Below are 25,507 nucleotides of genomic sequence, written 5' to 3' on the forward strand. Positions count from 1 at the left end.
GACGGGAGCTGGCCGCCAGCCGGGTCCCCAGCCAGGGTGGCGCGCCGGTGCCGGCCGGGGACGGGCTCCGCGGGGAGGCCTGGAGCGCGGGCACGCCCTGGCTGGGCTGGTGGCGCGGGCCGGCACCCGCCGACGGGATGGGCCTGGGTGGGCACTGGCCCGGTGCGCGCCGGCCCGCCGTGGGCATGGCGGTCGCCGAGCTGTGTTCCGGGGTGGCGATCGCCGCGCTGTGGGCGGCGAACCCGCTGCTCATGCTCGCCGCGGTCCCACCCGCGCTGTTGCTCGCCAGCAGCCTCCCGCCCGACGAGCTGCTGGCCGCCGCCCGCACCGACCCGAAGACCGGGCTCGCCAACGCGGTGTGGTGGCGCGAGGTCGCCGAGGCCGAGCTTGCCAGGAGCCTGCGTGCCGGCCGGCCGCTGTCGGTGCTGCTCGTCGACATCGACCACTTCAAACGGGTCAACGACCGCCACGGTCACCTGTTCGGTGACACGGTGCTGGTCGCCGTGGCCGACGCGCTGCGGGCGGCGACCCGGCCGTGGGACCTGGTCGGCCGGTTCGGCGGCGAGGAGTTCGTCGTGCTGCTCACGGACGTCGACCTGCCCACCGCCGCCGACGTCGCCGAGCGGATCCGCCGCCAGGTCGCCGCCGTCCGCTGCCCGCTCGACGCCCCGTCCCCTCTCGGTCCCGGCGTGGGCGACGACGGTGACGGGGAGGCGGTGGGTGTCACCGTTTCGGTCGGCGCGGCGGCCTGCGAGCCGGGGGCCGGCCTTGCCTCCGCGCTTGGGCGCGCCGACGCCGCCCTGTACCGCGCCAAGGCCGCCGGCCGCGACCGTGTCCACCTCGCCCTCGCCGACCCGGCGGGCGCCACGGTGCCCGCCGCGCAGGCCGCCGTGGACGGGCCGCCGGTCCAGGACGGCGCCTGCTCCGTCCCCACCCAGGTCACCCAGGCCGACTAGGGGACAGCCTCCCGCCACGAGCTGGCCGCCGGGACCGCCCATAACCACCGCGGGCGGCCGGGGCATCGCGTCACGATGAAACGGTGTTGTCCACGGTGTTGACAGCCTCGCGTCGACGACGATGATCTTCGGGGTCGATGGGGGATCGGAGACGGGGGAGTGCGCCGGACGGTCAGCGAGCGGCGTGCAGGGCCGCCTGGACGGTGTGGCGAAGAAGGATCATCGTCGTGACCGGTCCGACACCGCCCGGAACAGGGGTGAGGACGCCGGCGACGCCGGCGATCGCGTCCGCGTCGACGTCGCCGACCAGGCCGGTGTCGGTGACGTTCGTGCCGACGTCGATGACCGCGGCGCCCGGGCGGACGAAACCCGCGCCGACCAGCTTCGGCCGGCCGACGGCGGCGACCACGATGTCCGCCTCGTGCGCGACCGTCGCCAGCTCCGTCGTCCGCGAGTGGCAGACGGTCACCGTGGCGTTCTCGGCGAGCAGCAACAGCGCGGCGGGCTTCCCGACGACCGCGCTGCGCCCGATCACGCAGGCCCGCGCGCCGGCCATCACCACCTCGCCTCGGCGCAGCACCTCGACCACCGCCGCGGCCGTCGCCGGGGCAAACGCCGCCAGCCCGAGCGCGAGGCGGCCGAGGCTGACCGGGTTCATCCCGTCGACGTCCTTGCCCGGTGGGATGCGGTCGCCCACCTCGCCCGCGGTCAGCCCGGCCGGCAGCGGCGTCTGCGCGACGATGCCGTGCACGGACGGGTCGGCGGCGAGCCGGTCCAGCGTCGCGACCAGCTCCGCCGGATCGTCGGTCAGCTGGTGGCGCTGGAAGGCGACGCCCACTCGGCCGGCGGTGCGCTCGAGAACGCGGACGTAGGACAGGGCCGCCGGGTCGTCGCCCGGCACCACCACCGCCAGCGTCGGTGTCACTCCTGTCCCGGCCAGGTGCGCCACCTCGTCGACGACGCCCCGGCCGATCTCGGCCGCCATCGCCCGTCCGTCCAGAAGCCTCATGCCGGCACGGTAACAACATGCCCACGCTCCCGGCCGAGATCTGATCCAGACCGGCGCGATCCGAGGGCATGGCCAGCCAGAGTCGGTCATGGTCGGCGAAACGGGCCGGCAGCACCGTCGTCGCCCCGAGCACCCGCTGAGCGCCGCCGCGCCGTCGCTGGGCCGGAGACTCACAAGATAGTCAACGGTGTTGACGCTCCGGCCGCGACGTAGTTGATCTGGTCAGACGTAGTTGATCTATCCAGGGGGAGGGGATTCGGCCTCCGGAGTGCGAAGCCTAGGCGCCGTCGAGCTGGCCGGTCAGGTCCGGGCGTGGCACCCGTTCGGCGAGCTGGGACGGTGCCTGGAGGCAGTAGGAGTCGGTGAGGAGCTCGCTCAGCTCTTCCCAGTCAGTGTGGTCATCCAGGAGCAGGCCGACCACGTTCTCGCCCCACGACGCCTTGAAGTACGGCGCGCCGAGGCGCTCGAACGCCATCACCTCGCCGAGCTCGGCCCGGAAGACGATCCTGAGGAGCTGGTCCTCCCCGCCGAACACGTGTGCCACCGTGGCCTGCCCGACGCGCCAGCGCACGCCGGTCCAGGCGTCCTCCTCGACGCAGTCGGGGAACCCGGTCAGCAGGGCGCCAAGGCGGCTGACCATCTCGCGCGGTACGGGTGGGCGCTCCGGCATGTCCGCAATGTGCCACAGGCCACCGACAGTTCGCCCGGCATGCGGCGGCGCCCGCGCGGTGACCGTCCACCGCGGGCTGGCGCCCCGGGCCGTCAGCCCGTCGTCGAGGTCGAGGCGGACAGGGGCTGGCCGACCTTGCAGCCGTCCCGGTAGACCGCGAGCGCCTTCAGCCCCAGCCGCCAGCCTTCCAGGTAGATCCGCTCGACGTCGTCCACCGTCGCCGACGCGGGCAGGTTCACCGTCTTCGAGATCGCCCCGGACAGGAACGGCTGGACGGCCGCCATCATCCGCACATGTCCCAACGGTGCGATCGACCGCGCGCCGACCGCGCAGTCGAACACGGTCAGGTGCTCGGGCGCGAGGCCGGGGGCGCCGGCGACATGGCCGTGCTCGGCGACGTGCGCGACGATCGCGGCGACGGCCGTCTCGCCGTGCCCGAGCGCCCGCAGCGCCCGGGCCACGGTCCGGTTCACGAGGCGCATGACGGAACCGGTCGCGCTGTTCTTGGTCTTGACCAGGGCGAGATCGGGTTCGATGCCCATCGTGTCGCAGTCCATGACCAGGCCGATCGTCCCGGTGGGCGCGATCAGGCTGACATGGGCGTTGCGCCAGCCGTGGCGCGCGCCGAGCGCCCGGGCCCGCTCCCACTCGGCGGCCGCCACGTCCAGGATCGCGGCGTCGGCCGGACCCGCGGGACAGGCCTGGGCGCTGGCCTCGGCGTGGCGGCCGACGACGTGGCGGTGTGCGGCCGCGTTGCGGGCGAAGCCCTCGTACGCGCCGAGCGCGGCGGCGAGCTGCGCGGAGCGCCGGTAGGCGACCGCCGTCATCAGCGAGGTGACGGCCGCCGCCGTTGCCCGGCCCTCCGTCGAGTCGTAGGCGTACCCCATCGCCATCAGCAGCGCGCCGAGGTTGGCGTACCCGACGCCCACCTGCCGATGGTCACGGGTCACCTGGGTGATCCGCGGTGTCGGGAGCTCGCCGAATCCGACGGCGATGTCCAGCGCCAGCAGGACGAGCTCGACGGCGGCGACGAACCCGTCGACGTCGAAGCCGCCGTCGGCTCGCAGGAAGCGCATCAGGTTCAGCGACGCGAGCGTGGCGGCCGAGTCGTCCAGGTGCATGTACTCGCTGCACGAGTTGCTCGCCGAGATCGGCCCGGACTGCGGGCAGGTGTGCCAGCCGTCGATCGTGTCGGCGTAGTGCAGCCCTGGGTCGGCGCACTCCCAGGCCGCCCGCGCGATCGCCCGGAACAGCTCACGGGCGCGCACCGTCTCGACGGTCCGGCCGTCCCGGCGCGCCCGCAACGCGAACGGGGCGTCGTCGAGGACGGCCCGCATGAACGCGTCGCTGACCCGCACGGAGTTGTTGGCGTTCTGGAACTGGACCGAGCCCAGGTCGCGCCCGCCCACGCCCAGGTCGAACCCGGCGTCCCGAAGTACCCGGATCTTGGTCTCCTCGCGGGCCTTGCACTCGACGAAGTCGACGATGTCGGGATGGTCGACGTCCAGGACGACCATCTTCGCCGCGGGCCGGGTGGCGTTGCCGGTCCGGATGGCGCCGGCGGTGGCGTCCGCGCCGCGCACGAAGCTCACCGGGCCCGCCGCGGGGCGGCCCGAGGACAGCAGCTCCCGTGACGACCGCAGCCGGGACACGTTCACTCCGACCCCGGCGCCGCCGCGGAACAGCAGCGTCTCCGCCCGGTACCAGTCCATGATCGATTCGAGGGAGTCGTCGACCGAGAGGATGAAGCAGGACGCCACCTGCTGGGGAGCCGGCGTGCCGACGTTGAACCAGACCGGGCTGTTGAAGCTGAAGACCTGGTGCACGAGCAGCCAGGTCAGCTCGTGCTCGAACGCCAGCGCGTCCTCGTCGGAGGCGAAGTAGCCGGCGGACCGTCCCGCTGCGGTGTGAGCGCCGACCACCCGGTCGACGAGCTGGCGCAGCGACCGCTCGCGGCCGGGGGTGCCGGGGACGCCCCGGAAGTACCGGCTGGTCGCGATGTCGGAGGCGTGTGTGGACCAGAAGTCCGGGAACTCCACGCCGCGCTCGACGAAATAGGCCGTGCCGTCCCGGCCGGTCAGAACCACGTCCCGCTGCTCCCAGGTCACCTCGTCGTAGGGATGCGCGTCCGGGGTCGTGTGGCGGCGGGATACCTGTATTCCGCGGCCCGTTCTGGGCTCGGTTTCCTGAGGGTTTCGCGGGGTCCGCCTGGCCTGCCGGGGAAGGCCGTCAAGGCCGTCAAGGCCGTCGACGCCGGGGAACTCGTCCGTGGCGGGTTCGACCATGCTGACTCCTCGAGAGCGTCCGGAGCGTCCGTTCGGGGCCGGGCGGCGACGGGAAGCCAGCCTCTGTCGGCGCCGGTGGGGCGGCCATCGGGAGGAGCCGCTCCCAGGCTCGCCGTACCTCCATCAGAGTAGGCGGGCGCGGCCGGGCGTCCGGGAGAATTCTCGAGTTCTCGGGCAGGCGTTTCCTCACGTTTCCTCGTGCGCCCCGCGGGTGACTGTCCGGGGGACCGGATTCGCCGCGTCCGGATGGTCGCCGCCCAGCCGCCGCGGGGAGGCCAACCCGGCCGTCAGTGGGTTTCTTCACCGGTCGGCCGTCCGGAATTCGGTTACGCCGGTATTGACGGTCGGTAACTGCTGGGTGTTTCCCTCCCCCCGTACGTCGGCGACATCGGCCGGTGTCAGGCCGGCCGCATACGGCGGATCGAAACATCGAAACGACGCGACATCGAAACGAGGTGCGGTCGTCACCGGTGGCCGCGCCGGGATTCCGGACCCGGGCAAGCGTGGCGGCGTCCCCCGACAAGATAATCAACACTGTTGACGAGCAGGCATCGGCGCACTTGATCTTGGTGATCAAGAAATCCGCATCGACCGGGGGAGCGGCTTGATCATCTTCTGGTTCTGGATCATCTTCTGGTGGTCGGGCTGCGTGACCGGTCTGTTTCGAGGACGGCCTGCGGGGCGGGCTGCTCGCGGGCGGTCTGTCTGGCGGGGTGGCGAGGGTCCGGCTCTACTCCCCTGTACTTGACATAATGTTCCTTATCGGCGCTTGGGGGAGAGTGGCGAAACCGCTGGTGGCGTGGGGTTTTTTCCGCGGTTGGGAACGGGCGTCGGTCTGGCGGTCTGGCGGCGCGCCGACGGCTCGGGCTCTCACCCGTGGTCGCCGCTGGCGCGGGACTGTGGGGGCACCGGAATGCGGCTCGGGGTGGGTTCGGGGATGAGAAGTGGTGCTGGCTGGCTGTTGTCGGGGTGCGACTGGTGGCACCGTGTTCGGGCGTCGGCGTGGTGTTCGGTGACGTGCGCGGTGGCCGGATCTGGTCGTTGGAGCTCGTGAGCGGATGGGAGTTGGTACTGGTGGCGGGCGTCGCGGGCGTCGAGGTGTTGCGGTACGCGGCATTCACGTCGTCGCCGGAGGGTGGGAATCCGGCGGGGGTGGTGTTGGACGCGGTCGGGTTGTCCGACGCGGAGATGCTGCGGATCGCGGCGGAGGTCGGCTATTCGGAGACGGCGTTCCTGGTCGGGCGGGGCGGCGGCCGGTTCGACGTGCGGTATTTCAGCCCGCAGGCGGAGGTGCCGTTCTGCGGGCACGCGACGATCGCGTCGGCGGTGGCCTACGCGGATCGGCACGGAACGGGTGGGTTGGTCTTCGACACGGCGGCGGGGCTGGTGCAGGTCGGTACGGCCGTGACGGACGCGGGGGTGGTCGCGACGTTGACGAGCGTGCCGCCGCGGGTGGCGCCGGTGTCGGCCGGGTCGTTGGCGGAGCTGCTGGCGGCGTTGGGCTGGGCGCCGGAGGATCTCGATCCGGCACTGCCACCGCGGGTCGGTTATGCGGGGGCGTTCCATCCGATCGTTGCGGCGGGTTCGCGGGGGCGGCTGGCGGCGTTGGACTACGACTTCGACCGGTTGGCGGAGCTGATGGCGGTGGAGGGCTGGACGACGGTGCAGCTTGTGTGGCGGGCGGACGAGGTGACGTTTCATGCCCGTGACCCGTTCCCGCCGGGTGGGGTTGTCGAGGACCCGGCGACGGGTGCCGCGGCGGCGGCGTTGGGTGGCTATCTGCGTGCGTTGGGGTTGGTGTCCCCGCCGGCGAGGGTGACGGTCCATCAGGGCCAGGACCTGGGCCGTCCGGGTGTCCTGGCCGTGGACATTCCGGTGGACGGGGGTGTGTCGGTCTCAGGCCCTGCTGTGGCGTTGGGTGGGTAGTGCGGCCACCTGACTACGGCGGCACTGGCTCCCCCGTTGGCGTGGCCCTGGCGCCGGTGGGTCTTGGTCTCCCGTCGGGTGCGGCGACGGTCGGGGGGTGGGGTTCCCGGCCTGGATGCCGCACGGTCGCCCACTTCCGGCGGGGCGCGGGGTCGGCGGGGGCTCAGTCGATGCCGGCGATGATGGCGCGCAGGGCGGTGACGTGTTCGCCGAGGGCGGCCCGGCCCGTGTGTGTGGTGGAGATCCAGGTTGTGCGCCGGCCGAGGTGGATGCCCTTTCGGCTGCGGGCGTAGTCGGCGTGGACGAGTGCGGTGACGTGCTTGGACAGGACGGAGTCGCTGACGTCGAGTTCGTCGCGGAGGGTGGAGAACTCCATTTCGGATACGGCGGCGAGCAGGCTCATGAGTTTGAGGCGTGCGGGTGCCTGTAGGTGGGGGTCGAGGCCGAGCATCAGCTTCCCAGGATGAGGAGAAGCAGCCCGGTGACCGCGAGGATGATCGCGGCGACGGCCCAGCGCAGCGACTCGGCCCGGGTGTTGGTTTGCGGGTCTGTCCTGTAGAGGCGTAGCCAGTGTGTCCCGCTGGCGGCGTAGCCGGCGCCTCCGGCGGCGGCGCACACGGCGCTGAGCCACCAGTGGCCGGCGTAGCCGGCCCAGAGCGAGCCTGCCAGGGCGGCTGCGTAGATCAGTGACGTGGTGGTGGCGCTGCCGAGGACGACGCGGCTGACGAGGCCGTGTATCCAGACGCCGTTGGTGCGGCGGAACCGGGCGACCTGGGTTGTGGCGACGAGGGCGAAGAGCAGGAGCCCGGCTGCGAGGGCGGCTCGGGCCTGTGTGGAGTCGATGACGAGGCCGGTCGCGGTGGTGAGGATCTGGCCGGCGATGGCCACTGCGATGGATCCGAAGAACCAGCTGGGGAGTCGGAGGTTGGCGGTGAGCCTGGCCTGGGACCGCAGTGCCTCGTCCAGTGCCGCCGAGGCCTCGCCGGGGTCGGGCGCAGAAGTGCTTTCCAAGATTGCAAGTAGCTGGCGTGGGTCGGGACCTGGAGGTGGGACACAGGTCCGGGTTCTGGAGTTTCGGCTTCGGTCAGCCTGGGCCAGCGGGCGGTCTGTGGCGGTCTGCGGACTGTCAGGGGCGGGATGCGGCGCGCAGTTCGGCGATGCGGTCGAGGAGGCGCTGTTCCTCGTCGTCGGTGAGGGGGACAGCGGGGTGGCGGAGTAGGTCGCGTAGCTCGGCGGTGTCGATGTCGCGGTGTTCGGTGGGCTGGCCGGGGCGGCGGACGGTGATGGTGCTGTGGGTGATGGCGGTGTGCTGGCCGTCGCCGTGTCGGGTGAGCATGAGGCCGTGGCGGAAGTGGCTGGTGGGGTGGGTGCTGGTGTAGTGGTGGCCGATCTGTAGGTCGGTGGGGTGGACGGGGAGCTCGTCGTGGGTGTGCATGAGTTCCCAGTCGCCGTCGCGCCAGCGGTGCAGTGCCCAGCCGTGGCCGTCGCCGATGGGTACCTGGCGGAGCTGGTAGGCGAGGCCGGCGTGGTCGTCGTCGGTGGCGCCGTCGGTGAGTGGGAGTGGGCGCAGCAGGCTCAGTCCGAAGCCCGGGTCGGCGAGCAGTGGTGTGTCGTTGAGGTCGTGGATGACGAGGACGCAGTGGGTGCGGGGCGCGGTGGGGTCGCCGACGCGGCCGAGGCGGCGCTCGACGTGGTAGCCGAGGCGGTCCAGGGCGGCGGCGAGCAGGGTGGCGTGTTCGAAGCAGTAGCCGCCGCGGCCTCGGCGGACGAACTTGTCCTGGACGGCGTCGAGGTCGATGCCGGGGTGCTGGTCGAGGAGCACGTCGATGTTGTCGAACGTGAAGGTACGGACGTGGGCCTCGTGGAGTTCGTCGAGGGCGGCGCGTGCCGGTGGCCTGGCTGGGACGCCTATGCGGGTGAGGTAGGCGTCGAGGTCGAGGCGTTCGGTGTGCCAGGGGTCGTCGGTCACTGTGTCCCCTTCGGCGAGATGGTCGTACATCCGGGTGTGTGGCGGTTCGATAGTCCCCCGGCGGGTCTGCCGCTCCCCCGTCGATGTGCGGGATACCTCGGGCGGGGTTCCGGTGCGGAGCCGCTTGGGGATACGGAGCCGTTGGGTGGTCGCGGCGAGCTGGTGGTCTGCTGGTCCGGGGGTCAGTGGATGCCGGTGATGGCGATGGCGGAGCTGGGTGCGGGGATGCCGGGGCGCAGGTCGGGGGCGTCGAGGACGGTGAGGGGTGGCGCGCCGAAGCGGACCTGGCCGGCCCAGGCGGGTCCGGTGACGTCGTCGGCGGGGTCGTCGGGCCAGTCGTCGAGGATGCGCATCGACCACTGCCGGATCGGCATGGCGAGCAGCAGCGTGGCGGCGAGTTCTTTGGCGGTGGGGCGGCGTAGCTCGGCGACGCGGCCGGGGATGATCCGGTCGGTGAGCACGTCGAGGGCGGTTTCCTTGTCGGTGCCGGTGAGGGGTGTGAAGGCGCCGAACAGGACGGCGCCGCGGTAGAGGAGCGCCGACTCGAAGGCGGAGCGGGCGATGAGCACGCCGTTGATGGCGGCGATGGAGACCGACACGGGGCAGCCGGCGGCGATCGCGCGCAGCCAGCGGGAGCCCGTCGAGCCGTGGATGACGATCTGGTCGTCCCAGTAGACGACCGCGGTGGGTAGGACGACGGGGTGGCCGTCGTCGATGAACCCGACGTGGCCGACGACGGTGGAGGCGAGCAGCCGGTCGAGGTCGGCGCGGTCGTGGGACATCAGCTCGGGCAGGCGGGTCGCCTCGGTCCGTGGCATGGCGGCCACTGTAGGGACCGGTCCCCCGGCGGGATGGGCCGCCTTGTCCGGGAGACCGGTTCGCTGGGGTCGAGGGTGGTCAGCCGGTGGCGGGGTGACGGTCCTCGTCCTCGTCGTCGAGGGCGGCGAAGGGATCGAGGGGGTAGTACAGGATTGGCTGGGTGTCGTGGGGCAGGACCCAGCCGGGTTCCCAGGGGAACTGGCCGGTGGCGTCGCACCACACGATCTGCAGGGCGTCGACGGGTGGGCCGTCGGGGGGCTGGTAGCGGCGGTTGGCGAACGTGAGGAGGTCGGCGGAGGCTCCCGGGTCGACGTCGAGGAGGGCGAGGCGTGGCCAGCCGGGGAAGTCGGCGCACTGGCGGCGGCCGGTGAGGCGGGTGCCGGCGCGGACCTGTTCGCCGAGGGTGTTGAGCAGGTGCGCGGCGGGGTGGGTGCGCAGGCCCACGACGACGAGTTCGGGATGGTCGTAGCCGGTCAGGCCAATGGTGTAGACGTGGCGCGGCAGGCACGGGTCGTCGCCGACTCCTTGGAGGGCCCAGCCGTGTTCGGCGATGGTGGCGTCCAGGACGGCGGTGTAGCGCTGCTCGAACTGGTCGCAGAGGCGGTCCAGTTCGTGTTCGGTGTTGATGAGCCGGTTGGGGCCGACGGCCGGGGTGGCGTTGTGGGTTCTGGCGGCGTGGGTGTGGCCGGTGGTGGCGTGGGTGATGGTGAGGGTGCTGCGCGGCCGGGTCCGGGGGCCGCGGTGCTTGCTCATTGGCGTCTCCCGCTGTGCGGTGGAACGCCCCCTGCGTTGCCGGCCGGGCGGGGTTGCCGGGCTGGCGGGTCGCGGCTCCGGGGTCCTGGGAGCCGGGTGATGGGTCGGTGCGCCTGTGTGGTCCTCCGGTGGGTCACGCTACGGACTGGCGTGGAGGTGGGCCGGTGCCGGCGAGCCCCGCTGTGGATGCCGGCGGGCCGTCCACAGATCCGGGTGCTGGTGGCGAAGGGCGCGACGCCGGGCCGAGGCTGGTGTAGGGGCTGCTGTGGTTGGGCGGCTGGGCTCAGGTGGTGTTGGTCGTGGTGTCGAGGTCGAGCGCGAGGCTGTTCATGCAGTAGCGCTGGCCGGTGGGGGCTGGGCCGTCGTCGAAGACGTGGCCGAGGTGGGAGCCGCAGCGGCCGCAGCGGACCTCGGTGCGCAGCATGCCGTGGGTGCGGTCTTCGATGTACTCGACGGCGCCCTCGGTGATCGGCTGGTAGAAGCTGGGCCAGCCGCAGCCGGAGTCGTACTTGGTGTCGGAGGTGAACAGCGGGTTGCCGCAGCCGCCGCACAGGTAGGTGCCGGTGTCCTTGGAGTAGGTGTAGGCGCCGGTGAAGGGCCGCTCGGTGGCGGCCTGGCGCAGGATGGCGTAGCGGGACGGGTCGAGCAGGGCGCGCCACTCGGTGTCGTCGCGTACGACCTTCTCGTCGGCGGCGCGCGGGGTGCTGCTCTGGCTGTCGGTCATGGTGCTCCTGTCGGTGGACGACGTCGCGTCGGTCGTCGGGACGGGTTGCCGTGGCCCTGCCGTTTGTGGGTACCCGCGGGGTGTCGGCGCGGTGCGCCGTCGTCGCGGCTTCTCCATCTTCTGGCCTTGGCTGGCGGGCGGTAGCTGACGGTCGCGGATGTCCTGGCGGGACTGCTCCAGTGCGTGTCTGGCGTGGTCGTCGACCGTCACATGGTGCAGCGGTCCCGCCATTACTGGCATTCCCGTGGTGTGGCGTCGCCGACGCGGATCCGGGTCGGGGGCGGTTGGGTCCTCGTGAGGGCGCCGGGTCGGTGGTGAAGGTCAGTGGTAGCACGCAGGACGGCCGGTGTCGGTCTTCTTGTGATCAAGTGCGGATGTGGCCGTGTGGGCGGTTCGCGAGGGCGGGGCCGTTCGCGGCCCGGGGGGTTGAGGTTCGCCGGTGGTGTCGGGCCTGCCGTTGGACGAGGACGACCCGAGGTCGGTGGGTCCGTATGACCTGCTGGGCCGATTGGGTGACGGCGGCATGGGCAGCGTGTAGCTGGCACGCCGCCGGGCCGCCGACGGTTCCGGCGAGGCCGCCGGCGTGGGCGGTGCGCTGGACGGCGTGGGTCCGCTGGTGGCGTTGAAGGTGATCCGGCCGGATCTGGCGCGTATCCCCGAGTTCCGGGAGCGGTTCCTGCGGAGGCGCGGTCGGCGCAGCGGGTGGCCAGGTTCCGCACGGCCGAGGTGATCGACGTCAGCTCTGCGGGGTGTCGGCCGTATCTGGTGACGGAGTTCATCGACGGGCCGACGCTGTTCGCCGCCGTGCGCACGGACGGGCCGTTGCCGCCGGCGGAGCTCACAAGCGGCTCGCGGTCGCGTCGGCGCTGACGGCGATCCATGCGGCCGGGGTGATCCACCGTGATCTGAAGCCAGGGAACGTCGTCGCGACCGGGGAGGAGAACGGCACGGTGTGGCTGTGGGGGGTTCCCTAGTCCGACGTCCGACGTCCGACGAGCGCCGGTGCCGCGTGCCTGGTGCCGATCACAGTGACGTTCCCCTGGTGACTGGCACGAAGATCGCCACATGTGTACCTCGATCCGAGTTCCGAGCTCGCGCTCGTTCGGATTCCGGTACACGACCGACGATCAAGCCCATGGCCAAGCCAGGGCGCGGGGGCACTGCCGGGCCAGCCGTGAGCCCGGTGGGGCTAGTCGATGACCGCTGTGGCTGGCTCGTCCGGGGTGGCGGTGAGGGCGGGTGCGGCCCAGGCGACGGCGCCGGCGCCGAGCAGGGCGGCGAGGGCGCCGGCGGCCGGGGAGACCTGGCGGCGGGCGGCGGCGGTGGTCAGCACGACGGCGTCGACGGTGTCGGACAGGGCGCCGGCCCAGACCCAGCCGCTGGTGGGGTGGCGGCGGGCGAGGGCGTGCAGGAGGCCGCCGCCGAGGGCGAGGTCGCGGCCGCCGAGGAGGCGGGCGGCCCAGGCGGTGCTCTCGGCGGTCACCCGGTCGACGCCGGTGGCGCGCAGGGCGGTGACGGGGCGGGTGAGCGCGGCGGCGCCGATGGCGCAGCGGCCGAGGGCGAGTAGGCCGAGATGCGTCCTGCTGCCGGCTTGCGGTGCAATCGATGTGAGCGTGCGAACACGCAGTGTGGCCACGGTCTCGTTACCGACCCTTCCGTTGTGGGAACGTCTCGGCTGGCTCCGACGTTCGGAGAAGTGAGACACCGGTAATCAACGCTCGGAGGGGTTCTATGGGCGAGCGCGTTCTGCGGGGCAGCCGTCTCGGCGCGGTGTCCTACGAGACCGACCGCAGCACGGAGCTTGCTCCGCGCCAGACAGCTTCGTACGACTGTCCGAACGGCCACCAGTTCACCATGCCGTTCGCGGCCGAGGCCGAGGTGCCCTCGGTCTGGGAGTGCCGGGTGTGCGGCGAGGCGTCGGTGATCGTCGACGGGGAGCGGCCGGAGCCGAAGAAGGCCAAGCCGCCGCGTACCCACTGGGACATGCTGATGGAGCGCCGGACGACGGCGGATCTGGAGGAGGTCCTGGCGGAGCGGCTGGCCGTCCTGCGTGGGGACAGCCGCCAGGCCAGCTGACGGGTAGCGAGGCCGTCCGTGGTCGGCCATCCCTTGGGGTGGCTGCCCGGCGGGTCGGGCCAGCTGACTGCCCCGGGGGGTGACCCTCGGGGCTTCTTCGTCGGGCACGGCCCTGTGCAGGGGTCAGCGGAGCGAGCGAGTAAGTACGTAAGTGTGCATCAGGTAGTAGCGGACGCGACGCGGCGGCCGCGGCAGCAAGGGGCGTGGCGCTGAGGCCACGCCCCTTTTGCTGTCCGGTGCGACGGGTCCGCCCGCTGTCCGCGGGGCGCGGCCCGGTCAGGGCGCCAGGCTGGGATCGTCCCGAGCGGGCAGTGTCGCCGCGTTCGTCGTGGCGCCGCCGGTGGCGGCCGAGGCTGGCGCCGGGCTGGCGGCCGAACCGTTGATCGCGATGCCGCCCGTGGCGATCGTGGGCTTGGTCGGCTGCGTGGGCGGGGTGGCGGCGGTCGCCGCGACGAGCGCCGGCTCGGTGGCGGGCGCGGGGACGCTGACCGGTGTGGCGGGTACCGGGCGGGGCGCCGGGCCGCGGCGGCCGGAGACGAGCGCCCACAGCGCGGTGCGCCAGAACGCCTCGATGATGATCGAACGGCTCATCTTGGACGCGCCGCGTTCGCGTTCGACGAAGGTGATGGGCACCTCGGCGACGCGGAAACCGCCGCGCCAGGCGGTCCAGGCGAGGTCGACCTGGAAGCAGTAGCCCTGCGACTGGATCGCGTCGAGGTCACGGGCCCGCAGCACCTCGGCCCGGTAGGCCCGGTAGCCGGCGGTGGCGTCACGCGTCGGGATACCGAGAGCGGCGCGGACGTAGAGGTTCGCGCCGCGGGACAGGACGAGCCGGCTGCGTGGCCAGTTGCGGACCTGTCCGCCGCGGACCCATCGGGAGCCGATGACCAGGTCGGCGGTGTTCAGCCGGGCCAGCAGGCGGGGCAGCTCCTCGGGCTGGTGGGAGCCGTCGGCGTCCATCTCGACGATGACGTCGTAGCCGTGGCGCAGCGCCCAGGAGAAACCGGCGACGTAGGCGGAGCCGAGACCGGACTTGCCGGCGCGGTGCAGGACGTGGATCTGCGCGTCCTCGCGGGCGAGCTCGTCGGCGATCTGGCCGGTGCCGTCGGGGCTGTTGTCGTCGATGACGAGCAGGTCGACGGTCGGGTTCGCCTCGCGGAGCCGCAGCGCGGTGCGGGTCAGGTTCTCCCGTTCGTTGTACGTCGGCACGCAGACGACTACCCGGTGGGCGTCCACGCCGCTCCTTTCTGGTCCACGGCCGTCGGGCCGGTGGCCTGCCCGCGGGGCGGGGGTGTCCCGCGGGGTGGCGCCGGGGCCGGGGTGCCCTGCGCCGGAAGGGATTTGGCCGGCGGGCCGTGGGCGCCGGCGCCCGGTAGCGATCCCAGTCATAATGGCCGCCGCCGCCAGGGCGGTCGCGACCGCCTCCGGGATGGCCCCGACCCGGTCGGCCAGAGTGCGGCCGGTGCGCAGTGGCAGCTCGGCGGAGAGTATCCCGGGTTCGTACAGGCCAGTCTGGGCGAGCACGGTGCCGTCGGGGGTGATGATGGCGCTTTGTCCGCTGGTGGAGACCTGGATGGTGGCCCGGCCGTGTTCGACGGCACGGATCCGGGTCATCGCGAGCTGCTGCTGGCTTTCGCCCTTGCGGCCGAAGGACGCGTTGTTCGTCTGGACGACGATCAGGCGGGCGCCCTGGTCGACGGAGGCGCGGACGTTGCCGTCGTAGGCGACCTCGAAGCAGATGACGTCGCCGATGGTGGTGCCGGCGGCGGGCAGCACGGCGGGGCCGGTGCCGTGGACGAAGTCGCTGGGCATCTCGGTCGCGAACCGGGTGATGACCTTCTGCAGGATGGCCCGGCCGGGGAGGTACTCGGCGAACGGGACGGGGTTGTGCTTGACGTAGAGCTGGCCGGCCCAGCCGTCGGCGGTCCAGACGAGGCCTGCGTTGCGGACGTGGCCGGCGCCGGGGCCGTCGAGGACGGCGCCGAGCATGACCGGGACGCCGATCGCGCGGGCGGCCTCGTCGAGCAGCGCCGCGGCGCGGCGGTCGACGAACGGGTCGACGTCGGAGGAGTTCTCCGGCCAGACGACCAGGTCCGGCCGGGGGGTGCGACCGGCGGCGACGTCGGCGGCGAGGCGCAGCGTCTCGTCGACGTGGTTGCGGGTGACCTGGAACTTCTCGCCGAGGGCGTCGAGGCCGCCGGGTTCGGGGACGTCGCCCTGGATCGCGGCGACCCGCAGGGTTCCGTCCTGGGGCGCGGTGGGCAGCGGGACGGCGAGGCCGGCGGCGGCGAGTGCCGCGATGCCGGCGGCGGGCAGCGCGGCGCCGAGGGCGAGCGCCCGGCGGTGCCGGCCGGCGGCCGGGAGGCGGTCGGTGTCGCCGTCGCCGGGTCGCTGGGTGGGCACGGCGACGGGGACGGCCGTGGGGGGCGTGGTGACGTCGGGGACGCGCAGGTGGGCGGCCAGCGCGGCGCGGCCGGTGGTGACGAGGGTGTGCAGGGTGAGCGCGAGCAGCGCGCCGGTGGCGGCGACGGCGAACGTCATCGCCGGGGCGCCGGCGACGGCGGCGAGCGGGGTGTAGGGCCCGTCGGGCTGGCTGAACGCGAGCCGGCCCCAGGGGAAGCCACCGAAGGGCGCGCGGCCGCGCAGCGCCTCCTGGCCGACCCAGACGCAGGCGACGGCGGCCCAGGCGTAGCCGGCGCGCAGCCGCAGGGCGAGCACGGTCGCGGGGCCGACGACGGCGAGGATCGCGGCCTCGCCGATCGCCAGGGCGTAGAGGGCGTCGTCGCCGACGAACGAGACGAACCGCAGCAGCGGCAGGAAGAAACCCAGGCCGAACAGGAAGGCGATCCGGTATGCGGACGGCAGCCGCCGGCCGCGCACCAGCAGGGTGAGGGCGGCGACGGCGACGGGCGCGAGCGGCCAGGCACCCACCGGCGGGAACGCCAGGTAGAGGCCGGCCCCGGCGGCGAGCGCGGCCACGGCGCGGGCGAGCGTCGCGGCCCTGGGTGGCCGGAGGCGTCGCCGCCGGGGCCGGGCGGGGACGGTGGCGACGCCGGATGCCGTTCCCTTGGTCGCGGGGCCGCCGGGGCGGGACTCGACCGGAGGTGGCGGGCCGGTGCGCGCGGAGGCGGCGGACGGCGGTGTCACGGTCCCAGTGTGCTGGACAGAACGGATCTGGTGGGCGGGAGTGCCCGTCCTGCCCATCCCCGTGCCCCTTGCGGCCCGCTCCCCCGCTGTCCGGATCCGCCTGTCCCTGTGGCGACCCGCGCCACCCGGCCGCCCTCGTGAACACTCACCGTGGTGTTCGTAACGTTCTGTGACACATGTTTGTTCTTGTGGTCGTGGGTGGCACCGCGTGGGCCGGATCAGAGCTGCCGGCCCCTCAGGGGATGGTCGGGCAGCGCAGCACGGGGGTCAGCGCGGCGCAGTAGCTCGCCGTCGTGACCTTCCAACGGCCGCCGGTGAGGACGAGACGCAGGTCGACGGGTATGGCCGCGTGCCGCTGACCGTCGGCGGTGAGCAGGTCGATTCTCGCCGTCACCTCGGCTTCGGTGGGGCTGAGGAACTGCGGGTCGGGCCGGTCGTCGCCCAGCCGGTCGTCGCCCACCTCGCCGAGCCCGACGAGCCGCAGGTCGTGGATCCGCGGTCCCCGCTTCGACAGGGCCTCGGTCAGTGCGGGGCGTGCCTGGTCGGGGGCGGTGAGGGCGGTGAGCATCGCGGCGCCGGTGGGGCCGTCGAACGCGGCGCGTGCGGCCTGGCGGATCCCGGCGAGGGCCGAGGCGCGTTGTGCCGGCGCGACGGCTGGCTGGGGGTCGACGGTGGCGGCGACTCCGATCCGCCCGATCGTGTCCGGGTCCGGACCGGTGACGATCACTCCGGCGGGGGCGCCCGGGACGTGGACGTACAGGGCGTAGGACACGGGTGGGATGTCGCCGGACGGGCTGGAGGACGGGCCGGACGGCCGGGCGTTGCGGCGGATGAGCACCGTGGACCGGGCGGGTATGCCAGGGGAATAGACCTCGGTCGCCGTCCAGTCACGGGAGAACATCTCGAAGCGGTCCCACTGGCGGCTCAGCTCGATGCCCGGTTCGGGGGACGTGCCGGTCGCCGGATCGGGCTGTACGCGCAGCACGGCGACGGTGTAGGTGGTCGCGGGGCTGGGCGGGTCGCCGCCGGCCAGCGCCTGGTCGACCTCGGCGACGGGGGCGAGTCCGAGCTCCTGCTGGATCGTCGGTCCCGTCCGGACGCTGGCGCCGGCCTGGTTGGAGGTCGGGCCGAGGACGGTGACGGTGTCGTCGTAGCGGGCGACCCCCGGGGGCAGCCAACCGAATGTCACGCCGTACAGGCGGACCCGGGTCTCGGGCTGGGTGTGCGCGGGGACGGTCGCCGGGGCGGCGTGGCGGGTCGCGCCGGTCAGGACGGTGACGCCGCCGGTGACGAGCGCGACGGCGGCGGCGACGGCGATCACGGCGGTCACGGCCCGGCGCTGGTGGCGGCGGCGGGTGATGACGGCGGCGCCGGTCGGCGCGGGCGGCATGATGCCGGCCGCCGCGGCGTCGAACTCGGCGCGCAGGCGGTGTTCGAACCCGGCCATCCCGGCCATCCCGGCGGGCTCGGCCGGCCCGGGGGCCTGGCCGGCCGGTTCGGGCGCCCTCATGTGGTCGCTCCCTTCGAGGACGGGTGCGGGGACGGCGCGAGCAACGGGGTCAGGGGGGGCGCCGAGGCGCCGAGGAGGGCGCGCAGGCGCAGCAGGCCGCGGGCGTTGTGGGTCTTGACGCTGCTGGGCGCGCAGCCGAGCTCGGCGGCGACCTGGGCCTCGGACAGGTCGCCGAAGTAGCGCAGCACGATCACCGCCCGCTGGCGGGGAGTGAGCTGGCGCAGCGCGCTCAGCAGGTCATGGCGGTCGGTGACCTGGCTGGCCTCGTCGGCGGTCCCGGCGGGCTCGTCGACGCCGGGGTCGTCCCAGTCGACGAGTCTCTCCCGGGTTCTCAGCCCGCGCCGGGCCCGGCTGACGGCGGCGTTCGCCAGCGACCGGCGCAGGTAGCTGTCGGGGTCGTCGATGTGCCGCCAGCGCCGGTAGGTGCGCAGCAGGACGTCCTGCAGCAGGTCCTCGCCCGCCTGCCGGTCGCCGGTGAGGAACACGGCGGTGCGCAGCAGGGTCATGCCGCGGTCGGCCACGTAGTCCTCGAACGACCGGTCGTCGCGGCGCGGCGCCGCGCCACCGTCGGGCATCCTGTCCCCTTCCGCCGGCTGGGTCCCTTCTCAGGACGCGGCGGCGGCCCGGTCCGGACGACAACCGGAGTCACAACATGAGACCAACGTATCCACGCCGGACGGGGGTTCGGTGGTCGGGACGCCGGGACGGCCCCGGAGGGGCTCGCGGGGGTGGTCAGCCATCGGCGCCTGCGCCGAACAGGTCGAACAGAACGGCGCCGGCCAGGACGGTGCGGGCGCATACCGGGTCCGGGCCGGTCAGGTCGGCCACCGGCGGCCTGGCCGGCTTCGCCGGTTCGGCCGCGCCGGCCAGGCCGGCTGGGAGGTGCCAGACGGCGAGGGTGGCGGGGTGACCGGGGGCGAGGGTGCCGGAACCGTCGGTGTCGGCGCGGGCGGCGTGCCAGCCGCCGTGGGTGGCGGCGCGCAGCGCGGTGACCGGGTCGAGGCGGGCCGCCGGGGTGTGGTGGCCGGCGGCGGCGCGGACGGCGCCCCACGGGTCGAGCGGGGTGACGGGCGCGTCGGAGGACAGCGCGAGGCTGACCCCGGCGGCGGTGAGCGCGGCGAACGGGTTCATCGCGCCGGCCCGGTCCGCGCCGAGCCGGGCGGCGTACATGCCGTCCGGTCCGCCCCAGGCGGCGTCGAACGCCGGCTGGACGACCGCGACGGCGCCGACGCGGGCGAGCCGGACGATCTGGTCGGGATGGGCGAGCTCACAGTGCTCGACCCGGGGCCGGCTGGCCGCGACCGGGCCGCGGCCGACGGTCTCGGCGGCGGCGTCCAGGCCGGCGAGGACGACGTCGAGCGCGCCGTCGCCGATGGCGTGGAACCCGGGCTGGCGGCCGGCGGCGACCGCGGTGAGCACGGTGTCGCGGACGGCGGCGGCGTCGAGCATCGGGCCGGGCCGGTGGCCGGGGCGGTCGGCGTAGGGGGCGCGCAGGGCGGCGGTGTGCGAGCCGAGCGACCCGTCGACGAACAGGTCCCCGCCGAGGCCGACGGCCAGCCGCCCGTCGGGGTCGAGGTCGGCGAGGACGGCCGGGTCACCCGCCCAGTAGCCGTGGATGGCGGGGCCGGGTTCGGCGGCGGCGTGGGCGAGCAGGGCGGCGAGGTCATCGGCGGAGGACACCTCGGGTCCGGCCATCTCGTGCAGCGCGGCGATCCCGAGGCGGGCCGCGGTGGTCCGCAGCCGCCGCCAGGCGCCGGCGCGCTGGGACGGGCTGATGGTGGCGTAGGCGTGGACGCGGGCGGCGTGGTGGGCGTCGTCGCGGGCCAGGCCGGCGCCGAGCCAGCCGGGCAGGCCGGCGGCGCCGGACGCCGCGGCCAGGGCGGTGGAGACGGCGGCGGTGTGGCCGTCGACGCGAGCGAGGTAGACGAGCCGGCCGGGTGCGGCCGCCTCGAGCTCGGTGGCGGTGGGGGCACGCCGCTCGGGCCAGCGGGTCTCGTCCCAGCCGGTGCCGAGTAGCGCCGCGCCCGGCTGGGCGCGGGCCGCGGCGGCGACGGCGTCGAGCGCCGCCGTCAGGGTGGGCGCGGCGGCGAGGGCGAGGCCGCCGAGGGCGAGCCCGGTGGCGGTGGCGTGGATGTGGGCGTCGACGAACGCGGGGGTGACGAGCGCCCCGTCGAGGTCGACGACCGCGTCGACGCCGCTGCCGGGCCCCGGCGCGCCGATCTCGTCGGGGTCGGCGCCGACCCAGGTGACGACGTCGCCGACGGTCAGCAGCGCGGTCGCGGCTGGGTGCGCCGGGCTGTGCACATGGCCGCCGCGGTAGAGCACGGCGCGCCCGGGCTCGTCCTGGCGGGCCGAGGGCCGGGTCGGCGCCGGCCGGGCCGGCGTCCGCGGCGCGGGTCGGCTGGTCACGCCCCCGAGTCTCCCGCCGCCCGGACCGTCCGCCGTGGCGACCCCGCCGCACAACCATGATCGGGTGGGTTCTTCGGCGCTACGACGCCGAAGAACCCACCCGATCATGAACCGGACGGTTGAGGCCCGCGCCGTGGCCGGCTGCGCTGGACGAGACCACGGCGAGTGGCGGGTGTGTCCACCGCGGCGGCCTCGGCGGCGTCTGAGGGAGGGATGGAACGGCGAAAGGGGACGCACATGCCGGACGGTGGCGGCCGGCCGCGCCGCGACGACCGGTCGTTCGAACTGTTCGTCGCCGACCGCGGGACGGCTCTGCTGCGCACCGCGGTGTTCCTCACCGGTGACCGGTACGCCGGGGAGGACCTGCTGCAGGACGTCCTGCTGCGGGCCTACCGGCGCTGGGACGACGTCGACGAGCCGGAGAGCTACCTGCGCCGTGCCCTGGTGAACGCCGCGACGAGCAGGTTCCGGTGGCGTGGCCGGGCCAGGGAGGAACTGGTCGACTGGTCGGCCGTTCCCGGCGACGGCGCCGAGCATGCCAGTCCGGCGGACGAGGCCGGCCAGGCCACCGACCGCCACGACCTGCTCGGCGCACTGCGCCGGCTGCCCGCGAAGCAGCGGGCGGTGATCGTGCTGCGCTATTTCGACGACCTGTCCGAGGCGCGGATCGCCGCGGAGCTCGGTTGCGGCCCGGGCACCGTCAAGACCCACGCCGCCCGGGGGCTGGCCCGGCTGCGCGAGCTGCTCGGCCCGGAGGCCGGAGCGGCACTGCCCCCCGCGCCGCCGTCCGGGGCGGCGCCGGCGCGACACGTCCAGCCCGCGTCCGCGCGGCCCGTGCCCATGAAGGGGGTGTCCCTGTGAGCAGGACGGACAGTCCGACGGCCTGCGCCGATCCCGCGGAGGTCGCCGAGTTCGAGCGTCACCTGCGGGCCGGGTTCGGCGCGGCCGCCCGCGGCATCCAGCTGCCGGCGACCGCCGGCGCCGCGGTCGTCGCCGGCGCCGGGCGGCATCGGCATCGGTGGGGTGGCCGGTCGGCGCCGCGGCGGCGCTGGGTGCTGGCCGGGGTCACCGTCGCGGTGGCCGTGGCACTGGTCGCCGCCGGCGTGACGGCACTGCCCCGGGTACTGCGCGACGACGACCGTGTGTCGGTGGTGGCGGCGGGCGGGGCGCGGGGGGTGCGGGCGACCGTCTACGGGGTGTCCCTCGGCTGGCTGCCGGACGGCGTGATCTCTCAGCGCGGCGACTATGCCCGCACCTCGCAGGACTTTCCGTACCGCCAGTGGTGGGTGTATCAGGCCGGGTTCTCCAGGCCCGAGACCGGGGAGGGGACGCAGGATCCGCGCGAAACCGTGACGGTGACGGTCACCCGCTCCGGTGACGGTGACCGGCTGCGCAGCCTGGAGGAGCTGCGCCGGTCGGTCGAGGCGGGCCCGCCGTCCTCGGTCGTGACATCCACGACAGTGGGCCCCCGGCCCGCGCTGCTGGCCGCCTACCCGGAGAACGGCTGGTACCTCGTGTACTGGGTGGTGGACGGACCGGGCGGCGACCGAACCTCGGTGGAGGTTCTCGGGGCGGATCAGGCCACGGTGCTGCGGATCGCGCGCGCGGCGGTCGTCGGCCCGCCGCCCGGGCCGGCCGACCGGCCCGCCGCTGTCGACCAGATACGCGCGGCGGCGCGGGCCGCCTTCGACAGCCCGGCCGGAACCAAGGCCCTGGCCGCTGTGGCCGACGGGGCACGCCTGCGACCGGCGCTGGAGAAGGCGCTCGCGGCGGACCCGGATGGCGCGCGGAATGTCCGGTCAGCGGAGTTCGACGACGCCGACGTGGTTTTCCTCAACGACACCGAGGCCGCGGTGAGGCGGCCGGTCATCACCACTCCCGGCGATGAGGAGACCGGCCAGCTGGACGAGGCGGCGCGGTTCGTCGACACCGCCGACGGCTGGAAGATCACAGCTGTGAGCTACTGCCACGCCCTGGCCCGGGTCTGGTCGTCCACGGCGTGCGGCACCGGCTGAGACCGCGCGCCGTCCGCCCTGCTCGTCCGCCGTGTGCGGCTCAGGAGGCCCTGGCTCATCGTGGGCCGCGGCTGGCGCGTCTGGACTGCGACAGAACGGACACAGGCGGGGAGCCGAGGGTGCGTGCGGATGATGAGCGGGCTTTCGAGGAGTTCGTGGCCAGGACGGCCAACCGGCAGCTGCTGAGCGCGGTTCTGCTGACCGGCGGCGACTGGGCGGCCGCCGAGGACCTCGTCCAGGGGGCGTTCGAACGGGTCTACCTGCGCTGGGACAAGATCGGCGCCGGCCGTGAGGACGCCTACCTGCGCCGCGCGGTGGTCAACGGCGCCACCAGCCGCTGGCGGCGGCTGCGGGCCCGGGTCAGCGAGGTGCCGCTGGTCGTCGACGGCGAATGGACCGCCGACGTGGCCTCGACGGGCCCCGACCACGCCGACCGGATGACCCAGCGTGACAGCCTGGTCGGCGCCCTGCGCGCCCTGCCCCCGCGGCAGCGCGCCGTCGTCGTCCTGCGCTACATCGACGACCTGGCCGAGGCCGACGTCGCCGCCGCCCTGGGCTGCTCACTGGGCTCGGTACGCAGCCAGGCCTCCCGCGGCCTGGCGAAACTGCGGGCCAGCGAGCACCTGCGGGCCCTGGACCCGGCGGTGGTCTCGGGCCGTGTACGCGCCATGGCACCGCCCGGCGCGCCGGACATCCTGACGAACGAACCCCGCTCCCAGACGGCGGCGCCAGTGGCGACGGCCGCGCAGGCGACGAAGGAGGACACGCGATGAGCATCACCGACCACGATCTGCGGACGCGGCTGCGTGCCCTGCCCACCGAGCTGCCCCAGCGCGTCTTCGCCCCGGCGTTCCCCGGCGCTGTCCGCGCCGGCGCCCGCCGCCGCCGCAACCGGGCACGGGTCGCCGGTGCCGCGGCACTCGCCGTCCTCGTCGCCGTCGGCGTGGGCGTTCCCGTCGGCCTGCTGGCCGGCTCCGGGCGGACAGGCGCGAGCGTCGTCCCCGCCAGGACCCCTGTGTTCTCCTTCGGCGGCTTCTCCGTGACCTGGTTGCCCGACGGGCTGACCCACAAGCTGAACACCGCCGCCTACGGCCCCGTCGATGGCGCAGGGCACGGTCTGCCGCCGGGCCAGGCCGGGAGCCTTCCCGGGAACCTGACCCGCCGTGTCGTCGCGGCCGACCCGACGACGTTCGGGAGCCTGTTCGCCACCACCGACGCCCGGTCCGACGCCAACCCGTCGGCGGCCTGGGTGACCGTGACCTGGCGGTCGCAGACCACCACGAACGTGCACACGATGAGGCAGAGCGTCGACTCGTTCGTGGAGGGCGGCGGCGGGAACGTCGACGTCACGCCGGACACCGTCGCCGGCCGGCCGGCGCTCGTCCTGCGCCATGACACGGCCACCGAGGCCCAGTTCGCCTCGCCGCCGTCCGGCCAGCCGACCTCGCCGCCGGCAGCCAGCCGCTACCAGACGGCGCTGGAATGGGTCGACGCGACCGGCATCGTGCTGTCGGTCGAACTGAACGGGCCGAGCTATCCCGACACGGCGGTGGCGCACCGGATCGCCGACGGCATCGTGCTGGGCACGATGCCCACGCTCGCGGGCTACACGCCGCCAGGCGCGGCGCCGGTCCCGGTCGACGCCGCGACGGCGGCCAGTGCGCGCGCCGCGATCGAGGCCGTCTACACCGCCGGCACGCCGGACGACCGGTGGGCCGCCGCGCTGCAGGAGGGCCCGGACCTGCTCACGGTCCGGGCCAAGACGGCCCGGCTGTTCCCCGGCCTCGCCAGCACCCTGAAGGCCACGGTCGACACGATGACCCGGGTCGACGCCGACACGGTCCAGGCCAGCGTGCTGCTGTCGTTCACCGACCCGACGGTGCCGACGGCGCTCGGTACCGACGCACTGCCCATCGGGGTGACGGTGGCCCGCGGCACCGAAGGCTGGCAGGTCACCCGGGCCAGCTACTGCGACAACATCGCCTCCCTGCAGGTCCCGGCCCTGTCGCTGGCCTGCTGAGCGCGCCCTCCGCTGCCATGCCCGGCGGGGCGCGGCGAAGGGTGTCAGCGTGGCCGGGTCCGGCCGCGTCTTGAGGGCACGGAAGGCGGCGGAAGGGGACGAACAGATGCCGAATGTGGGCGCGAGGCCGAGCGCCGAACGGCTGGCCGGGACTCGTCGGCGGGCGTGGGCTGGCGTGACCGTGGCGGCCGCTGTCGCCATGGTCGCCCTGCCGGGATGCGGGGCCGGAACGGGCCAGGAGGAGGTCGTCGCGTCGACGGCCCGGCCGTCCTCGGCCGTGCCCGGCGAGCGACCGACGGGGCCGGCCGCGGTGTTCGGGGTGACGATCGGCTGGCTGCCCGACGGCATGGTGAAGACCGGCGACATCTTCGGCGCGGGTGGCGGCGAGGTGCGGGACTCCAGCGGGCGGGTGGTGCCAGCTTTCGCCTCACAGACGGCGAGGTTCGCGACGCAGTCCGACGTCGCGGCCGTGCGCGCCGCGGACAAGGTCCGGCTCGACGGGCCGCAGTACCAGGTCGGCGTGAGCCGCGGCCAGGTGCATCGGCCTTCCCCGGAGGAACAGCGGCGCACGACGGCCAAGACGGGGGTGACCTACGAGGACGTGACGGTCGCGGGTCACCCAGCGACCTTGGTGCATCTCCCCGGGCCCCAGCCGGACTTCGCGTGGGGCGTGCACTGGTTCGACGGTATCGACGGTGAGAACGCGCGTGTCGAGGTGGGCGTCAACGGCACGGACCTGGATGTCGTGCTGCGGATCGCGCGGAACCTGACGCTCGGCCCGCCGCCACCCGGTCCGGCCGATCCGGGCTCGGCGGTGGCGGGGGTCCAAGCCGCCGCGCGCCGGGCGTTCGACGGGTCGACGGGGCTGGCGATGCTCGACGCCGTCGACGACACCGACGGCCGGGCCCGGCTGTCCGTGGACAAGGGGCTGTCGGAGGAGCCGACGGCCAGTGCCACGGTCCGGGTGGTCGCCGTCGGGCCTGTCGTCTTCCTCAGCCCGCGGGACGCCGGCGCCGAGGTGAAGATCAGCTATCCGGACGAGCCGGGGCTGGACGGGCCTGTCGCGAACGATGTCCGGTTCGTGCTGACTCCGAGCGGCTGGAAGGTGACCCAGCTGAGCTTCTGCGGGGGCATGGCCCAGGTGTTCCGCTCCTGCCCGTCCGGGTTCTGAGCCCGCCGCCCCCGCCGGCCCGTCGGCACTGCCGGCGGGCACCGGCGG

Annotated in this window: 22 protein-coding genes and 1 pseudogene; 9 read left to right on the plus strand and 14 right to left on the minus strand. The window is 74.2% G+C overall.

Going from position 1 to position 25,507, the window contains the following annotated elements:
* A partial coding sequence (locus FRCN3DRAFT_RS45130; protein WP_198535998.1) for a GGDEF domain-containing protein occupies window positions 1-956 on the plus strand: 956 nt, incomplete at its 5' end.
* 172 nt (window positions 957-1,128) lie between these two features.
* On the opposite strand, the gene FRCN3DRAFT_RS0218435 is transcribed toward FRCN3DRAFT_RS45130, so the two are convergent.
* The 3 genes from FRCN3DRAFT_RS0218435 to FRCN3DRAFT_RS45135 all read right to left on the minus strand — a co-directional run bounded on the left by FRCN3DRAFT_RS0218435 (window position 1,129) and on the right by FRCN3DRAFT_RS45135 (window position 4,920).
* The gene (locus tag FRCN3DRAFT_RS0218435; RefSeq protein ID WP_027140722.1) at window positions 1,129-1,965 is read right to left on the minus strand and encodes a bifunctional 5,10-methylenetetrahydrofolate dehydrogenase/5,10-methenyltetrahydrofolate cyclohydrolase; all 837 of its coding nucleotides are present in this window, start codon (window positions 1,963-1,965) and stop codon (window positions 1,129-1,131) included.
* 277 nt (window positions 1,966-2,242) lie between these two features.
* Window positions 2,243-2,635, minus strand: coding sequence for an MmcQ/YjbR family DNA-binding protein (locus FRCN3DRAFT_RS0218440; protein ID WP_035924907.1), 393 nt, complete (start codon window positions 2,633-2,635; stop codon window positions 2,243-2,245).
* 92 nt (window positions 2,636-2,727) lie between these two features.
* Entirely contained in the window at window positions 2,728-4,920 is a 2,193-nt protein-coding gene (locus tag FRCN3DRAFT_RS45135) for a vitamin B12-dependent ribonucleotide reductase (protein WP_007519393.1), read from the minus strand.
* Between the two features lie 978 nt (window positions 4,921-5,898).
* On the opposite strand from FRCN3DRAFT_RS45135, the gene FRCN3DRAFT_RS0218450 reads away from it, so the two are divergent.
* The gene (locus FRCN3DRAFT_RS0218450; RefSeq protein WP_198535999.1) at window positions 5,899-6,846 is read left to right on the plus strand and encodes a PhzF family phenazine biosynthesis protein; all 948 of its coding nucleotides are present in this window, start codon (window positions 5,899-5,901) and stop codon (window positions 6,844-6,846) included.
* Window positions 6,847-7,009: 163 nt separating this feature from the next.
* Here FRCN3DRAFT_RS0218450 and FRCN3DRAFT_RS0218455 read toward each other — a convergent pair whose 3' ends face one another.
* The 6 genes from FRCN3DRAFT_RS0218455 to msrB form a co-directional block, all read right to left on the minus strand.
* Window positions 7,010-7,297 (minus strand): transcriptional regulator, encoded by a 288-nt coding sequence (locus tag FRCN3DRAFT_RS0218455; protein ID WP_007519390.1) that lies wholly within the window; start codon window positions 7,295-7,297, stop codon window positions 7,010-7,012.
* Window positions 7,297-7,857: a hypothetical protein gene (locus FRCN3DRAFT_RS0218460; protein ID WP_007519388.1), complete on the minus strand. Its 561-nt coding sequence runs from the start codon at window positions 7,855-7,857 to the stop codon at window positions 7,297-7,299. The genes FRCN3DRAFT_RS0218455 and FRCN3DRAFT_RS0218460 overlap by 1 nt, the downstream gene beginning before the upstream one ends.
* Window positions 7,858-7,972: 115 nt before the next feature.
* The gene (locus tag FRCN3DRAFT_RS0218465) at window positions 7,973-8,815 is read right to left on the minus strand and encodes an arylamine N-acetyltransferase family protein (protein WP_035928465.1); all 843 of its coding nucleotides are present in this window, start codon (window positions 8,813-8,815) and stop codon (window positions 7,973-7,975) included.
* Between the two features lie 182 nt (window positions 8,816-8,997).
* A complete protein-coding gene (locus FRCN3DRAFT_RS0218470) occupies window positions 8,998-9,633 on the minus strand; it encodes a pyridoxamine 5'-phosphate oxidase family protein (protein ID WP_007519385.1) in 636 nt (211 codons plus the stop codon).
* A 79-nt stretch (window positions 9,634-9,712) separates the two neighbouring features.
* Complete coding sequence (locus FRCN3DRAFT_RS49640) at window positions 9,713-10,387, minus strand: DUF4262 domain-containing protein (protein WP_007519383.1); 675 nt, start codon at window positions 10,385-10,387, stop codon at window positions 9,713-9,715.
* Window positions 10,388-10,670: 283 nt separating this feature from the next.
* Window positions 10,671-11,111 carry a peptide-methionine (R)-S-oxide reductase MsrB gene (gene msrB / locus FRCN3DRAFT_RS0218480; protein ID WP_007519382.1) on the minus strand — a complete coding sequence of 147 codons (441 nt, stop codon included), beginning with the start codon at window positions 11,109-11,111 and terminating at the stop codon, window positions 10,671-10,673.
* Between the two features lie 583 nt (window positions 11,112-11,694).
* Between msrB and FRCN3DRAFT_RS58195 the strand changes: the two are divergent.
* Window positions 11,695-12,037: pseudogene (locus FRCN3DRAFT_RS58195) on the plus strand (protein kinase domain-containing protein); the annotation flags it as partial.
* A 263-nt stretch (window positions 12,038-12,300) separates the two neighbouring features.
* On the opposite strand, the gene FRCN3DRAFT_RS45145 reads toward FRCN3DRAFT_RS58195, so the two are convergent.
* A complete protein-coding gene (locus FRCN3DRAFT_RS45145) occupies window positions 12,301-12,747 on the minus strand; it encodes a hypothetical protein (protein WP_232794076.1) in 447 nt (148 codons plus the stop codon).
* 95 nt (window positions 12,748-12,842) lie between these two features.
* On the opposite strand from FRCN3DRAFT_RS45145, the gene FRCN3DRAFT_RS0218495 reads away from it, so the two are divergent.
* Complete coding sequence (locus tag FRCN3DRAFT_RS0218495) at window positions 12,843-13,187, plus strand: RNA polymerase-binding protein RbpA (RefSeq protein WP_007519376.1); 345 nt, start codon at window positions 12,843-12,845, stop codon at window positions 13,185-13,187.
* Between the two features lie 276 nt (window positions 13,188-13,463).
* Here the strand turns inward: FRCN3DRAFT_RS0218495 and lnt are convergent, their stop codons facing one another.
* From lnt to FRCN3DRAFT_RS0218515, 4 genes are all read right to left on the minus strand, one after another.
* Window positions 13,464-16,334: an apolipoprotein N-acyltransferase gene (lnt, locus tag FRCN3DRAFT_RS49645; protein WP_106410478.1), complete on the minus strand. Its 2,871-nt coding sequence runs from the start codon at window positions 16,332-16,334 to the stop codon at window positions 13,464-13,466.
* A gap of 235 nt (window positions 16,335-16,569) precedes the next feature.
* Window positions 16,570-17,844, minus strand: a complete 1,275-nt coding sequence (locus tag FRCN3DRAFT_RS0218505; RefSeq protein WP_007518798.1) for a hypothetical protein — start codon at window positions 17,842-17,844, stop codon at window positions 16,570-16,572.
* Window positions 17,841-18,419, minus strand: a complete 579-nt coding sequence (locus tag FRCN3DRAFT_RS0218510; protein WP_007518797.1) for a SigE family RNA polymerase sigma factor — start codon at window positions 18,417-18,419, stop codon at window positions 17,841-17,843. Before FRCN3DRAFT_RS0218510 ends, FRCN3DRAFT_RS0218505 begins: the two co-directional genes overlap by 4 nt.
* 157 nt (window positions 18,420-18,576) lie before the next feature.
* Window positions 18,577-20,253, minus strand: a complete 1,677-nt coding sequence (locus tag FRCN3DRAFT_RS0218515; RefSeq protein ID WP_007518795.1) for an amidohydrolase — start codon at window positions 20,251-20,253, stop codon at window positions 18,577-18,579.
* A 237-nt stretch (window positions 20,254-20,490) separates the two neighbouring features.
* Here FRCN3DRAFT_RS0218515 and FRCN3DRAFT_RS45155 point away from each other — a divergent pair, with 237 nt between their 5' ends.
* From FRCN3DRAFT_RS45155 to FRCN3DRAFT_RS0218540, 5 genes are all read left to right on the plus strand, one after another.
* Complete coding sequence (locus FRCN3DRAFT_RS45155) at window positions 20,491-21,114, plus strand: SigE family RNA polymerase sigma factor (RefSeq protein WP_051466301.1); 624 nt, start codon at window positions 20,491-20,493, stop codon at window positions 21,112-21,114.
* Window positions 21,111-22,268, plus strand: coding sequence for a hypothetical protein (locus FRCN3DRAFT_RS0218525; RefSeq protein ID WP_007518791.1), 1,158 nt, complete (start codon window positions 21,111-21,113; stop codon window positions 22,266-22,268). Before FRCN3DRAFT_RS45155 ends, FRCN3DRAFT_RS0218525 begins: the two co-directional genes overlap by 4 nt.
* A 119-nt stretch (window positions 22,269-22,387) precedes the next feature.
* Window positions 22,388-23,041: a SigE family RNA polymerase sigma factor gene (locus tag FRCN3DRAFT_RS0218530; RefSeq protein ID WP_007518789.1), complete on the plus strand. Its 654-nt coding sequence runs from the start codon at window positions 22,388-22,390 to the stop codon at window positions 23,039-23,041.
* A complete protein-coding gene (locus FRCN3DRAFT_RS0218535) occupies window positions 23,038-24,288 on the plus strand; it encodes a hypothetical protein (RefSeq protein WP_007518787.1) in 1,251 nt (416 codons plus the stop codon). The genes FRCN3DRAFT_RS0218530 and FRCN3DRAFT_RS0218535 overlap by 4 nt, the downstream gene beginning before the upstream one ends.
* A gap of 106 nt (window positions 24,289-24,394) precedes the next feature.
* Window positions 24,395-25,459, plus strand: coding sequence for a hypothetical protein (locus FRCN3DRAFT_RS0218540; protein ID WP_007518785.1), 1,065 nt, complete (start codon window positions 24,395-24,397; stop codon window positions 25,457-25,459).
* Window positions 25,460-25,507: the final 48 nt, after the last annotated feature.

This window comes from Pseudofrankia saprophytica, assembly GCF_000235425.2.
GTDB classification, from domain to species: domain Bacteria; phylum Actinomycetota; class Actinomycetes; order Frankiales; family Frankiaceae; genus Pseudofrankia; species Pseudofrankia saprophytica.

Coding starts and splice junctions, on each gene's coding strand:
- msrB (WP_007519382.1), bottom strand. CDS start 11,111: ATGACCGACAGCCAGAGCAGCACCCCGCGCGCCGCCGACGAGAAGGTC.
- FRCN3DRAFT_RS45135 (WP_007519393.1), bottom strand. CDS start 4,920: ATGGTCGAACCCGCCACGGACGAGTTCCCCGGCGTCGACGGCCTTGAC.
- FRCN3DRAFT_RS0218540 (WP_007518785.1), top strand. CDS start 24,395: ATGCCGAATGTGGGCGCGAGGCCGAGCGCCGAACGGCTGGCCGGGACT.
- FRCN3DRAFT_RS49640 (WP_007519383.1), bottom strand. CDS start 10,387: ATGAGCAAGCACCGCGGCCCCCGGACCCGGCCGCGCAGCACCCTCACC.
- FRCN3DRAFT_RS0218505 (WP_007518798.1), bottom strand. CDS start 17,844: ATGAGGGCGCCCGAACCGGCCGGCCAGGCCCCCGGGCCGGCCGAGCCC.
- FRCN3DRAFT_RS0218455 (WP_007519390.1), bottom strand. CDS start 7,297: ATGCTCGGCCTCGACCCCCACCTACAGGCACCCGCACGCCTCAAACTC.
- FRCN3DRAFT_RS0218440 (WP_035924907.1), bottom strand. CDS start 2,635: ATGCCGGAGCGCCCACCCGTACCGCGCGAGATGGTCAGCCGCCTTGGC.
- FRCN3DRAFT_RS0218470 (WP_007519385.1), bottom strand. CDS start 9,633: ATGCCACGGACCGAGGCGACCCGCCTGCCCGAGCTGATGTCCCACGAC.
- FRCN3DRAFT_RS0218510 (WP_007518797.1), bottom strand. CDS start 18,419: ATGCCCGACGGTGGCGCGGCGCCGCGCCGCGACGACCGGTCGTTCGAG.
- FRCN3DRAFT_RS0218535 (WP_007518787.1), top strand. CDS start 23,038: ATGAGCATCACCGACCACGATCTGCGGACGCGGCTGCGTGCCCTGCCC.
- FRCN3DRAFT_RS45155 (WP_051466301.1), top strand. CDS start 20,491: ATGCCGGACGGTGGCGGCCGGCCGCGCCGCGACGACCGGTCGTTCGAA.
- FRCN3DRAFT_RS0218435 (WP_027140722.1), bottom strand. CDS start 1,965: ATGAGGCTTCTGGACGGACGGGCGATGGCGGCCGAGATCGGCCGGGGC.
- FRCN3DRAFT_RS0218495 (WP_007519376.1), top strand. CDS start 12,843: ATGGGCGAGCGCGTTCTGCGGGGCAGCCGTCTCGGCGCGGTGTCCTAC.